General features: G+C 72.2%; 10 protein-coding genes. 7 read left to right on the top strand and 3 right to left on the bottom strand.

Annotated features, from left to right (window positions below; translation table 11 throughout):
• Positions 1 to 308 precede the first annotated feature (308 nt).
• Complete coding sequence (locus ACSMTC_RS14390; protein WP_436560084.1) at positions 309 to 2,090, top strand: acetyl/propionyl/methylcrotonyl-CoA carboxylase subunit alpha; 1,782 nt, start codon at positions 309 to 311, stop codon at positions 2,088 to 2,090.
• Between the two features lie 194 nt (positions 2,091 to 2,284).
• Here the strand turns inward: ACSMTC_RS14390 and ACSMTC_RS14395 are convergent, their stop codons facing one another.
• Together ACSMTC_RS14395 and ACSMTC_RS14400 are read right to left on the bottom strand one after the other, a co-directional pair.
• Positions 2,285 to 3,211 carry a DeoR/GlpR family DNA-binding transcription regulator gene (locus tag ACSMTC_RS14395; RefSeq protein WP_436564686.1) on the bottom strand — a complete coding sequence of 309 codons (927 nt, stop codon included), beginning with the start codon at positions 3,209 to 3,211 and terminating at the stop codon, positions 2,285 to 2,287.
• A 235-nt stretch (positions 3,212 to 3,446) separates the two neighbouring features.
• Positions 3,447 to 4,955 carry an NAD(P)H-quinone dehydrogenase gene (locus ACSMTC_RS14400; RefSeq protein ID WP_436560085.1) on the bottom strand — a complete coding sequence of 503 codons (1,509 nt, stop codon included), beginning with the start codon at positions 4,953 to 4,955 and terminating at the stop codon, positions 3,447 to 3,449.
• Between the two features lie 123 nt (positions 4,956 to 5,078).
• Between ACSMTC_RS14400 and ACSMTC_RS14405 the strand changes: the two genes are divergently transcribed.
• From ACSMTC_RS14405 to ACSMTC_RS14415, 3 genes are all read left to right on the top strand, one after another.
• Positions 5,079 to 5,516, top strand: coding sequence for a gamma-glutamylcyclotransferase family protein (locus tag ACSMTC_RS14405; protein ID WP_436560086.1), 438 nt, complete (start codon positions 5,079 to 5,081; stop codon positions 5,514 to 5,516).
• Positions 5,517 to 5,801: 285 nt separating this feature from the next.
• Complete coding sequence (locus tag ACSMTC_RS14410; protein ID WP_436560087.1) at positions 5,802 to 6,635, top strand: purine-nucleoside phosphorylase; 834 nt, start codon at positions 5,802 to 5,804, stop codon at positions 6,633 to 6,635.
• A 242-nt stretch (positions 6,636 to 6,877) separates the two neighbouring features.
• The gene (locus ACSMTC_RS14415; protein ID WP_436560088.1) at positions 6,878 to 8,581 is read left to right on the top strand and encodes a phospho-sugar mutase; all 1,704 of its coding nucleotides are present in this window, start codon (positions 6,878 to 6,880) and stop codon (positions 8,579 to 8,581) included.
• 481 nt (positions 8,582 to 9,062) lie between these two features.
• Here the strand turns inward: ACSMTC_RS14415 and ACSMTC_RS14420 are convergent, their stop codons facing one another.
• Positions 9,063 to 9,749 carry a PH domain-containing protein gene (locus ACSMTC_RS14420; RefSeq protein WP_436560089.1) on the bottom strand — a complete coding sequence of 229 codons (687 nt, stop codon included), beginning with the start codon at positions 9,747 to 9,749 and terminating at the stop codon, positions 9,063 to 9,065.
• Positions 9,750 to 10,009: 260 nt separating this feature from the next.
• Between ACSMTC_RS14420 and deoC the strand changes: the two genes are divergently transcribed.
• The 3 genes from deoC to ACSMTC_RS14435 are packed head-to-tail and all read left to right on the top strand — an operon-like array spanning position 10,010 to position 13,377.
• Positions 10,010 to 10,996 (top strand): deoxyribose-phosphate aldolase, encoded by a 987-nt coding sequence (gene deoC / locus ACSMTC_RS14425; RefSeq protein ID WP_436560090.1) that lies wholly within the window; start codon positions 10,010 to 10,012, stop codon positions 10,994 to 10,996.
• A 4-nt stretch (positions 10,997 to 11,000) separates the two neighbouring features.
• Complete coding sequence (locus ACSMTC_RS14430; protein ID WP_436560091.1) at positions 11,001 to 12,482, top strand: aldehyde dehydrogenase family protein; 1,482 nt, start codon at positions 11,001 to 11,003, stop codon at positions 12,480 to 12,482.
• The gene (locus tag ACSMTC_RS14435) at positions 12,475 to 13,377 is read left to right on the top strand and encodes an aldehyde dehydrogenase family protein (protein ID WP_436560092.1); all 903 of its coding nucleotides are present in this window, start codon (positions 12,475 to 12,477) and stop codon (positions 13,375 to 13,377) included. Before ACSMTC_RS14430 ends, ACSMTC_RS14435 begins: the two co-directional genes overlap by 8 nt.
• Position 13,378: the final 1 nt, after the last annotated feature.

Genomic DNA, 13,378 nt, shown 5'->3' on the forward strand with positions numbered 1-13,378 from the left:
GGACAGATCCCGGCCCCGACATCTGTCACTCCGACCCAGTCCCGCCGGGGGGCGCGGCCGATAGGCTGGCGCCGCTGCCGTCGAGCGACTGTGGCGAAGACCACGGCGCCCGGCGAGGAGCCGCGGGCTTCCGCAGGCCGCCGACGACCACCACCCGAAGCCTCCCCCACCTGCAGGGCGTGCCGCTCCGTGCTCAATCGATCACGAATCAGTGTCACGCTCCGTGTGGGCAAGCTCACCATCTGGGGCTACTCGCCGGTACGACCCGGCAATCCCTAGACTCAACGAGGTTCAAGAAGGGAGCCACAGTGCGCAAGGTGCTCATCGCCAATCGCGGGGAAATCGCCGTCCGCGTTGCCCGGGCCTGCCGGGATGCCGGTATTGCCAGCGTCGCCGTGTACGCCGAACCGGACCGGGACGCGCTGCACGTCCGCGCGGCCGACGAGGCCTACGCGCTCGGCGGCGACACCCCCGCCACCAGCTACCTGGACATCGCCAAGGTCCTCCAGGCCGCCGCCGACTCGGGTGCGGACGCGATCCACCCGGGCTACGGCTTCCTGTCGGAGAACGCCGAGTTCGCCCAGGCCGTGATCGACGCCGGCCTGACCTGGATCGGCCCGCCGCCGCAGGCCATCCGCGACCTCGGCGACAAGGTCACCGCCCGCCATGTGGCCCAGCGCGCCGGCGCGCCGCTGGTCGCGGGCACCCCGGACCCGGTCTCGGGTGCGGACGAGGTCGTGGCGTTCGCGACCGAGCACGGCCTGCCGGTCGCGATCAAGGCCGCGTTCGGTGGTGGCGGCCGCGGTCTGAAGGTCGCCCGCACGCTGGAGGAGATCCCGGAGCTCTACGAGTCGGCGGTCCGCGAGGCCGTGGCCGCGTTCGGGCGCGGCGAGTGCTTCGTCGAGCGCTACCTGGACAACCCCCGGCACGTGGAGACCCAGTGCCTGGCCGACCAGCACGGCAACGTGGTCGTCGTCTCCACCCGTGACTGCTCCCTGCAGCGCCGCCACCAGAAGCTGGTGGAGGAGGCTCCGGCGCCGTTCCTCACCGAGGAGCAGAACGCCGAGCTGTACCGCGCTTCCAAGGCGATCCTGCGCGAGGCGGGTTACGTCGGCGCCGGCACCTGCGAGTTCCTGGTCGCCCAGGACGGCCTGATCTCCTTCCTGGAGGTCAACACCCGTCTGCAGGTGGAGCACCCGGTCTCCGAGGAGGTCACCGGGATCGACCTGGTCCGCGAGATGTTCCGGATCGCCGACGGCGAGCCGCTCGGCTACGACGACCCGGAGGTGCGCGGCCACTCCTTCGAGTTCCGCATCAACGGCGAGGACCCGGGCCGCAACTTCCTGCCGGCCCCGGGCACCGTCACGCTGTTCGCCCCGCCGTCGGGCCCGGGTGTCCGGCTGGACGCGGGTGTGGAGAGCGGCTCGGTCATCGGCCCGGCCTGGGACTCCCTGCTGGCCAAGCTGATCGTCACCGGCGCCACCCGTAAGCAGGCGCTCCAGCGTGCCGCCCGCGCCCTGGCCGAGTTCAAGGTCGAGGGCATGGCCACCGCCATCCCGTTCCACCAGGCCGTGGTCACCGACCCCGCGTTCGCTCCCGAACTCACCGGTGGCGAGGGGCCGTTCACGATCTACACCCGCTGGATCGAGACCGAGTTCAACAACACCATCCCCGCCTTCACCGGCGCGGGTGGCGAGGGCGAGGAGCCCGAGGGCCGCGAGACCGTCGTGGTCGAGGTCGGCGGCAAGCGCATCGAGGTCTCCCTGCCCGCCTCGCTCGGCGTCGGCTCGGCCCCCATGGGCGCCGCCGCGGGTGCGGGCAAGGCCGTGGCCAAGCGCCGGGTCGGCGCCAAGAAGGCCGGCTCCGCGATCAGCGGTGACAGCCTCGCCTCGCCGATGCAGGGCACCATCGTCAAGGTCGCCGTCGAGGAGGGCCAGACCGTCGCCGAGGGCGACCTCATCGTCGTCCTGGAGGCGATGAAGATGGAGCAGCCGCTCAACGCCCACAAGGCGGGCACCATCGTCGGCCTCAAGGCCGAGGTGGGCGCCAGCGTCAGCAGCGGCGCCGCCCTCTGCGAGATCAAGGACTGATCCGCCCCGGCACCACCCGCGACCGGTCCGTACGCCTGAGCGCGTGCGGACCGGTCGCGTTTACCCGCCGGGCCGCGCGGACGAGTACCGGTGGCCCGGCGCCGCGCGGCCGGAAAGCTCCGCCGGGCAGGCCCTGGGGCGTGTCAGACAATTCGCGTCGGATCAGCGCCCCGGCGGGAATTGTCGGACACGCCCTAACGACCGCGAGGAGCGCCCAACTCCGCCAGCCGTCCGGGGAGTTGCGCGGGCGGACCGCCGTGCACACCGGGCCGCCGCTGGCCGGGCAGCGGGGCGGGACCGGGCGGCGGACCGCTGCGGCGCGGCACCACCGCGGCCGAGGGCACCGGCTGGTGCACGGGCGGCTCGGCGGGCAGCCCGAGCGGCGCGACGGCGATCTGCACGCCGCAGTCGGCCAGCGCGTCCAGCTCCCGCGCGGTCGGGTCCTCCGAGGCGGCCTGCTCGTCCGTCACCAGCCGGGTGATCGCCTCGGTGGGCACGGTCTGGAACATGGTGTCCGCGCCGAGCTTGGTGTGGTCGGCGAGGACGATCACCTCGGTGGCCGACTGCACCAGTGCCCGGTCCACGCTCGCGGAGAGCATGTTGGTGGTCGACAGGCCGCGGTCGGCCGTCAGCCCACTGCCGGAGATGAAGGCCTTGGAGACCCGCAGGCCGTGCAGCGACTGCTCGGCCCCGCTGCCCACCAGCGCGTAGTTGGAGCCGCGCAGGGTGCCACCCGTCATCACCACCTCGACCCGGTTGGCGTGCGCCAGGGCCTGGGCGACGAGCAGCGAGTTGGTGACCACCGTCAGGCCGGGGACCCGGGCCAGGCGGCGGGCCAGCTCCTGGGTCGTGGTGCCGGCGCCGACGACCACGGCGTCCCCCTCCTCGACCAGTCCCGCCGCGAGATCGGCGATGGCGCTCTTCTCGGCCGCGGCGAGATGGGTCTTCTGCGGGTAGCCGGGCTCCCGACTGAAGCCGCCGGGGAGCACCGCGCCGCCGTGCCGGCGGTCGAGCAGCCCTTCGGCCTCCAGGGCCCGGACGTCTCGGCGTACGGTGACTTCGGAGGTCTGGACGACGCGGGCCAGCTCGCGGAGCGACACGGCTCCGTTGGCGCGCACCATTTCGAGGATCAACTGGCGACGTTCTGCAGCAAACACAGAACCGACGGTAACCTGAATGACCGTCTGCTTTCAGGCGTTTGCTCCTGGTAACGGGAAATGCTCACGTCGGAGCAGCGTGCGACCGTACAATACGCGCCGCCGACAAGGCCCGACCGCGCTCCGCCGGCCGGGTGACGGCCTGGAACGGCGAGTCGGGGCGGCCGCCGCTGCGGCCGCCCCAACTCGCTTTCGCAGCTCAGGAGTCCGGGATCTCCCGCTTGCGGATGTGCAGCTGCCGCGCGGCCTCGGCGGTGGAACCGGAGACGGACGGGTAGACCGTGAACGCACTGGCCACCTGTTCGACCGTCAAGTTGTTGTCCACGGCGAGCGAAATCGAATGGATGAGTTCGCTGGCACGGGGTGCGACCACCACGCCGCCGACCACGATGCCGGTGCCGGGGCGGCAGAACAGCTTCACGAAGCCGTCCCTGATGCCCTGCATTTTCGCCCGCGGGTTGCCGCGCAGCGGGAGCTTGACCTCGACCGCGTCCATCTTGCCGCAGGAGACGTCGGCGGCGGTGTAGCCGACGGTGGCGATCTCCGGGTCGGTGAAGACGTTGGAGGCCACGGTCTTGAGGTTGAGCGGCTGCACCGCGTCACCGAGCGCGTGGTACATCGCGATCCGGCCCTGCATCGCGGCGACCGAGGCGAGCATGAAGACACCGGTGCAGTCACCGGCCGCGTACACACCGGGGGCGGAGGTGCGGGAGACCCGGTCGACCTGGATCTGGCCCCAGTCGTTGAGCTTGACCCCGGCCTCCTCGAGCCCCATGTCGGAGGTGTTCGGGATCGAGCCGACCGCCATCAGGCAGTGCGTGCCGGTGATCACCGTGCCGTCGGCCAGGGTGGCCTCGACCCGGTCGCCGACCCATCCCTCCTCGCCCGCCTCCGGCGAGGAGGGTCCCTGTGCGCCTTCCGTCCGCGCCGAGATCCTCTTCACCGAGACGGCCCGGGAGCGGCTCAGCACGTTCATGCCGCGGCGGCGGAAGACGCCCTCCAGCACCTCGGCGGCGTCCGGGTCCTCGCCCGGCAGCACCCGGTCGCGCGAGGAGACCAGGGTGACGTCCGAACCCAGCGCCTGGTACGCACCGGCGAACTCGGCGCCGGTGACACCGGAGCCGACCACGATCAGCTCGCGCGGCAGCTCCTCCAGGTCGTAGACCTGGGTCCAGGTGAGGATCCGCTCGCCGTCCGGCTGGGCGTCCGGCAGCTCGCGCGGGTGGCAGCCGGTGGCGATCAGCACGGCGTCCGCCCGCAGCGACTCGGTGGTGCCGTCCTCGTGCTCGACGATCACCTCGCGCGAACCGTCCACGTGCTGGCCACCGGCGCCCAGCCGGCCCTTGCCGCGCAGAATCGTCACGCCTGCCCGGGTCACGGACTGGGTGATGTCGTGGGACTGGGCGATCGCCAGGCGCTTGACCCGGCGGTTGACCTTGCCGAGGTCCACGCTGAGCACCCGGGAGGAGGCCTGGGTGCAGTCGGCGATGGTGATGCCCAGTTCGTCGTAGGAACTGTCGAAGGTGGTCATCACCTCGGCGGTCGCGATGAGGGTCTTGGACGGAACGCAGTCCGTCAGCACCGCCGATCCGCCCAGACCGTCGCGGTCGACGACGGTCACCTCCGCGCCGAGTTGGGCAGCGACCAGCGCTGCCTCGTATCCGCCGGGCCCACCACCGATGATCACGATCCGAGTCACGTGCACCATTGTCCCGCACGACGGAACCAAAGCCACGCCGGGGGCGTTGGAAGATGCCGGTCCCCGGGTCGGTGTGACGATGGACACTCCCCGCCCCGCACGCGCGCGAGTACCTCACGTAGGCTGGCGGCCATGCCCCTCTACGCCGCGTACGCCACCAATCTCGACGCCCGGCAGATGAGCCGCCGCGCACCTCACTCCCCGCTACGCGGCTCGGGCTGGCTGGCCGGCTGGCGGCTGACCTTCGGTGGCGAACACCTCGGCTGGGAGGGCTCGTTGGCCACGGTGGTGGAGGACGACGACCACCAGGTGTTCGTCTCCCTCTACGACGTGGCGCCCATGGACGTGGACGGCCTCGACCGCTGGGAGGGTCTGCAACTCGGCATCTACCGCAAGGTCCGACTGCGCGCCCTGACCCTGGACGGGGACGTCCCGGTGTGGACGTACGTCCTCAACGACTACGAGGGCGGCCTGCCCGCCGCCCGCTACCTCGGGCTGATCGCGGACGCGGCGGAGAGCGCGGGCGCTCCCGACGACTACATCCTGGATCTGCGCCGCCGCCCCTGCTGAGGCCCGTCCGGGAGGACACCCCGCCGAACGCCTCCCGGGGCGCCCCTCGGGGGCGCCTGCCGCCCCGCAGGTCCGCCGCCCCGACCTCGGCCGGCCGAGTCGCCCCGCGCCCCGGGGAGCCGCCCCGCGCCGAGGGCACCCGGCGCCCCCCTTCGGAGGTTCCGACAAGCCGGAAGCCCCAAAACCCGGCCGGGCCCGTCGTTTCGGGTCAGCCTGGTAACAATCCGGCATGGCTTGGGCGAACTGTCTACGCGCGTAGGCAGAACTTTGTCTATCCTCGGCGACGTGAACGCAATTCCTCAGTCGGTCGTTACCGCCGACCCCTACGCCGCCGCCCAGGCCGCCGCCGCGCGCCTGCGCGAGCTGACCGGTGCCGAGCGCCACGACTTCGCCCTCGTCATGGGCTCCGGCTGGGTGCCGGCCGCCGACGCCCTGGGCGACCCGTCGGCTCCGGGCAACTTCGAATTCCCCGTCACCGAGCTCCCCGGCTTCCCGGCTCCCGCCGTCGCGGGCCACTCCGGCAAGATCCGCTCCGTCAAGATCGGCGACAAGCGCGCCCTGATCTTCCTCGGCCGCAACCACTACTACGAGGGCTACGGCGTGGCCACCGTGGTCCACGGCGTCCGCACCGCCGCCGCCGCGGGCTGCGAGGTCATCGTGCTGACCAACGGCTGTGGCGGCCTCCGCCAGGGCTGGACCCCCGGCCAGCCGGTCCTGATCAGCGACCACATCAACCTGACCGCGGACTCCCCGATCGTCGGCGCCAACTTCGTCGACCTGACGGACCTGTACTCGCCGCGCCTGCGCCAGCTCTGCCGCGAGGTGGACCCGTCGCTGGACGAGGCCGTGTACGTCCAGTTCCGCGGCCCGCACTACGAGACCCCGGCCGAGGTCAACATGGCCCGGGTGCTCGGCGGCGAGCTGGTCGGCATGTCCACCACCCTGGAGGCCATCGCCGCCCGTGAGGCCGGCACCGAGGTGCTCGGCATCTCGCTGGTCACCAACCTGGCCGCCGGCATGACCGGTGAGCCGCTCAACCACGAAGAGGTGCTGGAGGCCGGCAAGGCCAGCGCCGAGCGGATGGGCGCGCTGCTGGCCAAGGTCCTTGAGCGGATCTGAGCCCGAGCTGACGCAGAATCGGTAGCCAAGGGCCGTCGGAGCGACGACGGACGGCCGACAGCGGACTCCAGGGTCCGCTGCCGGTTGTCCGCCATCGGTCCGACGGCCTTGTGCCGACTGTTCTCGCACCACCTCCGCCCGGGCCCACCACGGCCCCGACCCGCACCTCCTTCGACCCCGACCGGTCCAGGACCCCACAGCGTCCCGGACCCCACCGACCCTCAGATGGAGCTGGCAACGCTATGGCGCAGGCATCCACTTCCGACCTCCTCACCCGGGCCCGGACCTGGCTCGCCGAGGACCCCGACCCGCAGACCCGCCAGGAGCTGACCGAGCTGCTGGCCGCGGCCGAAGGCCCCGACGCCGAGAGCGAGGAGCGCATCGCCTGGTCGCACCTGGCCGAGCGCTTCGCGGGCCGCCTGCAGTTCGGCACCGCCGGGCTGCGCGGTGAACTCGGCGCCGGCCCGATGCGGATGAACCGCGCGGTGGTGATCCGCGCCGCCGCCGGCCTCGCCGCCTACGTCAAGAAGCAGCAGCTCGGCGACCTCGTGGTGATCGGCTACGACGCCCGCCACAAGTCGTACGACTTCGCCCGTGACACCGCCGCCGTGATGGTCGGCGCCGGACTGCGCGCCGCCCTGCTGCCGCGCCCGCTGCCGACCCCGGTGCTGGCCTTCGCCATCCGCCACCTCGGCGCCGCCGCCGGCGTCACCGTGACCGCCAGCCACAACCCGCCGCAGGACAACGGCTACAAGGTCTACCTGGGCGACGGCTCGCAGATCGTCCCGCCGGCCGACGCCGGTATCGCCGACGAGATCGACGCCATCGCCTCGCTCGCCGACGTGCCCCGGGCCGAGAGCGGCTGGGAGGTGCTCGGCAAGGAGGTCATCGAGGCCTACCTGGACCGCGCCGTCTCCACCGTCGACGCCGGTGGCGCCCGCGACCTGAACGTCGTCTACACCCCGCTGCACGGCGTCGGCCGCGACATCCTGCTGTCCGCCTTCGAGCGCGCCGGCTTCCCGGCCCCCACCGTGGTCGCCGAACAGGCCGATCCGGACCCGGACTTCCCGACCGTGGCCTTCCCCAACCCGGAGGAGCCGGGCGCGATGGACCTCGCGTTCCGCACCGCCGTCGCCGTCGGCCCTGACATCGTCATCGCCAACGACCCGGACGCCGACCGCTGCGCCGTGGCCGTCCCCACGCGCGACAACGGAGCGGGCGGCGGCTGGCGGATGCTGCGCGGCGACGAGGTGGGCGCGCTGCTCGGCGAGGTCCTGGTCGCCAAGAAGGCGGTCGGCACCTTCGCCACCACGATCGTCTCCTCCACCCTGCTGGGCCGGATCGCCGCCGCCGCCGGCCTGGACTACGCCGAGACGCTCACCGGCTTCAAGTGGATCTCCCGCGCCGACGGCCTGCGCTACGGCTACGAGGAGGCGCTCGGCTACTGCGTCGACCCGGAGGGCGTCCGCGACAAGGACGGCATCACCGCCGCCCTGCTGGTCGCCGAGCTCGCCGCCACCCTCAAGCAGTCCGGCCGCACCCTGAACGACCTGCTGGACGACCTGGCGCTGGCGCACGGCCTGCACGCCACCGACCAGCTCTCCGTCCGGGTGCAGGACCTCTCGCTGATCGCCGACGCGATGCAGCGCCTGCGCGAGCAGCCGCCGACCGTACTGGCCGGTCTGCAGGTCACCCGGGCCGACGACCTCGCCGCCGGTTCCGCCGAGCTGCCGCCCACCGACGGTCTGCGCTACTACCTGACCGGCGAGGGCGTGCGCTCGGCCCGGATCGTGGTCCGGCCGTCCGGCACCGAGCCCAAGCTGAAGTGCTACCTGGAGGTCGTCCTCCCGGTGGCCGCCGCCGCCGAGCTGGACGAGGCCCGCGGACGGGCCGCCGACCTGCTGGCCGCCATCAAGCGCGACCTCGCCACCGCGGCCGGCATCTGACGGCGGTCCGAGCCGCCGGGCAAGAGCGCCCGGCGGCGAGCGGGCGAACGGCACCGCCCCGAGCCAAAGGGCGCGCCGACGCCGAAAGCGACGAGCGACAAGCGAGCGCAGCGAGCGCGGGAACGAGGAACGTCGGCGTCGGGTAAGAGCGCCCGGCGGCGAGCGGGCGAACGGCACCGCCCCGAGCCAAAGGGCGCGCCGACGCCGAAAGCGACGAGCGACAAGCGAGCGCAGCGAGCGCGGGAACGAGGAACGTCGGCGCCGGGCAAGAGCGCCCGGCGGCGAGCGGGCGAACGGCACCGCCCCGAGCCAAAGGGCGCGCCGACGCCGAAAGCGACGAGCGACAAGCGAGCGCAGCGAGCGCGGGAACGAGGAACGTCGGCGCCGGGCAAGAGCGCCCGGCGGCGAGCGGGCGAAAAAACGGGCCCGGTACTCCGACCTGGGAAGGTCGGGGTTACCGGGCCCGCCGCGTCCCCCGCTCTCAGGAGGCCGCGATCAGCGTGACGAAGGCGACCAGGCCGACCAGCGTGGGCGCGATGACCCACCAGCACCAGCGGACCACCACCGGGCCGGCCGCGTCCGGCCGCCCCGCATTGCGCTCGGCGATCTCCTGCAGGGTGTCGACCACCTGGTCCGACCAGGCGCGGGTCGGGTCCGAGTCGCCCTGCCGCAGCCCGCGGCGGGCCTGGGCCGGCCCGCTCGGAGCCCGCGTCCCGCCCGAGAACGCCTCGGCGGCGGAAGCGGCCCGGTTGGCCGCCCGGTTGGCCCGCTTGCGCTGGCGGAGCGACACCGGCACGGCCCAGACCTGGTACTTCTTCCCGCCCGCCAGCAGCTCCACCGAGTACCCGGCCCGCAGCGCCTCCACCGACGCCCAGGGCGCCTCCACGGTCCGCAGCGGGTTCCTGACCAGCAGCCGGCGGTCGTTCGCGTACACGACGGGCCGCAGGGTGTAGGCGGCCACCGGGAACCCGAAGACCGGGGCGGCGGCCAGCGCGATCCACGGTGTCCGGCCGGTACCGCTCGCCACGGCGTCGATGATCAGCCACCCCGCCACGGCGAGCAGCAGCACCCCGGAGATGACACCGGGAACGGAGCGGTAGACGCGGTCGGCGTACTGCCCCTCGGGAGCGGCGTTACCCGGCTCGGGCGTGCCGTCGGATTCGGTCATGGGGACGATTCTGCCCCATGGAAACCGGCTTCCCCATGGGCCTGACATCACGAAATGCCGACACTCTCGGCCTGCGCGGGCGCCCTGGAGCACGGGTCGCGGGCCGTACCCGAGGAGCCGCCGACCAGGGGCGCGGACGCGCGCCGTCCCCGCGCACCGGAGCGGAGCTCCACCGCCGGGCGCCCAGGTCTCGGTCCGGCATCGATGACTGCCCCCCTCTATCGCCTAGCTACGCGCGTAGATATGCTGCCCTTGTGACTATGTCCACTGTTGCAGCCAACGCCCTCGGCGCTGCGGGCGGCGGCCTTCAGGACGTTGCGGCGTCCGAGGCCTCGCTCCGTCGCTTCCTGCACGGCCTGCCCGGCGTCGACGCCGTCGGCCTGGAAGCCCGCGCCGCCTCCCTCGGCACCCGTTCGATCAAGACCTCGGCCAAGGCGTACGCCATCGACCTGGCCATCTCGATGATCGACCTGACCACGCTCGAAGGCGCGGACACGGTCGGCAAGGTGCGCGCACTGTGCACCAAGGGCCGGAACCCCGACCCGACCGACCGGACCACCCCCCGCGTCGCCGCGATCTGTGTCTACCCGGACATGGTCGCCACCGCGAAGGAGGCGCTGAAGGGGACCGACATCCAGGTCGCCTCCGTCGCCACCGCGTTCCCGGCCGGGCGCGCCGCGCTCCCGGTCAAGCTCGCCGACACCGCCGACGCGGTGGCCGCCGGCGCCGACGAGATCGACATGGTGATCGACCGAGGGGCCTTCCTCTCCGGTCGCTACCTCGACGTCTACAACGAGATCGTCGCCGTCAAGGAGGCGTGCAAGCGCCCGGACGGCACCTCCGCCCACCTCAAGGTGATCTTCGAGACCGGCGAACTGCAGACGTACGACAACGTCCGCCGCGTCTCCTGGCTGGCCATGCTGGCCGGGGCCGACTTCATCAAGACCTCCACCGGCAAGGTCGCGGTCAACGCGACTCCCCCGGTGACGCTGCTGATGCTGGAGGCCGTCCGCGACTTCCGCGCGCTGACCGGCATCCAGGTCGGCGTGAAGCCCGCCGGTGGCATCAAGACCACCAAGGACGCCATGAAGTACCTGGTGATGGTCAACGAGACCCTCGGCGACGACTGGCTGACCCCGCACTGGTTCCGCTTCGGCGCCTCCAGCCTGCTCAACGACCTGCTGATGCAGCGTCAGAAGCTGACCACCGGCCGGTACTCCGGTCCCGACTACGTGACGGTGGACTGAGACCATGGCCAAGAACAACAAGAAGGCGGAAGAGACCGTGACCCCCAAGGGCCGCCTCTTCGAGTACGCCCCCGCCCCCGAGTCCCCCGCCGCCGCGGGCGACATCGCGACCTCGTACGGCCACTTCATCGGCGGCGAGTTCGTGGACTCCAGCGGCAGCGAGGCGCTGAAGACCGTCAACCCGGCCACCGAGCAGGTGCTGGCCGAGTTCGCACAGGGTACCGACGAGGACGTCGACCGCGCGGTCGCCGCCGCCCGCAAGGCGTTCGCCGACTGGTCGGCGCTGCCGGGCAGCGAGCGCGCCAAGTACCTGTTCCGGATCGCCCGGATCGTCCAGGAGCGCTCCCGCGAGCTGGCCGTGCTGGAGTCGATCGACAACGGCAAGCCGATCAAGGAGACCCGCGACTTCGACCTGCCCATGGTCGCCGCGCACTTCTTCTACTACGCGGGCTGGGCCGACAAGCTGGACTACGCCGGCTTCGGCCCGAACCCGAAGCCGCTGGGCGTGGCCGGCCAGGTCATCCCGTGGAACTTCCCGCTGATGATGCTGGCGTGGAAGATCGCCCCCGCGCTCGCGACCGGCAACACGGTCGTGCTGAAGCCGGCCGAGACCACCCCGCTGACCGCGCTGCGCTTCGCCGAGATCTGCCGTCAGGCCGGTCTGCCCAAGGGCGTCGTCAACATCGTCACCGGTGATGGCCGGACCGGCGCGGCGCTGACCGCGCACCCGGACGTCAACAAGGTCGCCTTCACCGGCTCCACCCCGGTCGGCCGGGCGATCGCCCGCCAGGTGGCCGGCACCCGCAAGAAGCTGTCGCTCGAACTCGGCGGCAAGGCCGCGAACATCGTCTTCGAGGACGCGCCGATCGACCAGGCGGTCGAGGGCATCGTCAACGGCATCTTCTTCAACCAGGGCCACGTCTGCTGCGCCGGAAGCCGCCTGCTGGTCCAGGAGTCGATCCAGGACGAGCTGCTGGACGCCCTGAAGCGCCGGATGGCCACCCTGCGCATCGGCGACCCGCTGGACAAGAACACCGACATCGGCGCCATCAACTCGGCCGGCCAGCTGGCCCGGATCACCGAACTGGCCGCCTCCGGCGAGGCCGAGGGCGCCGAGCGCTGGGCCCCGTCCTGTGAACTCCCGTCCGCCGGCTACTGGTTCCGGCCGACCCTGTTCACCGGTGTCAGCCAGGCCCACCGGATCGCCCGCGAGGAGGTCTTCGGCCCGGTGCTCTCCGTGCTGACCTTCCGCACGCCCACCGAGGCGGTCGAGAAGGCCAACAACACCCAGTTCGGCCTCTCCGCCGGTATCTGGACCGAGAAGGGCTCGCGCATCCTGTGGATGGCGAACCAGCTCAAGGCCGGTGTGGTGTGGGCGAACACCTTCAACAAGTTCGACCCGACCTCGCCGTTCGGCGGTTACAAGGAGTCGGGCTACGGCCGCGAGGGTGGCCGCCACGGTCTGGAGGCCTACCTCGATGTCTGAGCTCATGCCGCGTCTTGACGTCCTCAAGACCTACAAGCTGTACGTCGGCGGGAAGTTCCCGCGCTCCGAGAGCGGGCGGGTGTACGAGGTGAGCGACAGTAAGGGCCAGTGGCTCGCCAACGCCCCGCTCGGCAGCCGCAAGGACACCCGGGACGCCGTCCTCGCCGCCCGCAAGGCGGTCAAGGGCTGGTCGGGCACCACCGCGTACAACCGCGGCCAGGTGCTCTACCGCGTCGCCGAGATGCTGCAGGGCCGCCGCGAGCAGTTCGCCGCCGAGGTGGCCACCGCCGAGGGCGTAGGCGCCAAGAAGGCCGCCGCGCTGGTGGACGCCGCGATCGACCGCTGGGTCTGGTACGCGGGCTGGACGGACAAGGTCGCCCAGATCGCGGGCGGGGCCAACCCGGTCGCCGGTCCGTTCTTCAACCTGTCCACCCCCGAACCGACCGGCGTGATCGGCATCGTGGCGCCGCAGTCCGGGTACGGCTTCTCCTTCCTCGGCCTGGTGTCGGCGATCGCCCCGGTGATCGCCACCGGCAACACGGTCGTGGTGGCCGCGGCCACCGACGCACCGCTGCCGGCGCTCTCGCTGGGCGAGGTGCTGGCCACCTCCGACCTGCCGGGCGGCGTGGTCAACGTGATCTCCGGCCGTACGGCGGACATCGCGCCCACCCTCGCCTCGCACCAGGACGTCAACGGCCTCGACCTCTCGGGCGCGATCGCGACCGAAGGCCCGGGCTCCGCCGCCGAGTTGGAGGCCGCGGCCGCCGAGAACCTCAAGCGAGTGGTCCGCCCGGCCGTCGACCCGGCCGCCCTGGACTGGACCAATGCGCCCGGTACCGAGCGGCTACTCTCCTTCCTGGAGACCAAGACGGTCTGGCACCCGATGGGTATCTGAC

It is taken from the genome of Kitasatospora sp. HPM-01-4, assembly GCF_051374625.1.
Lineage (GTDB): Bacteria > Actinomycetota > Actinomycetes > Streptomycetales > Streptomycetaceae > Kitasatospora.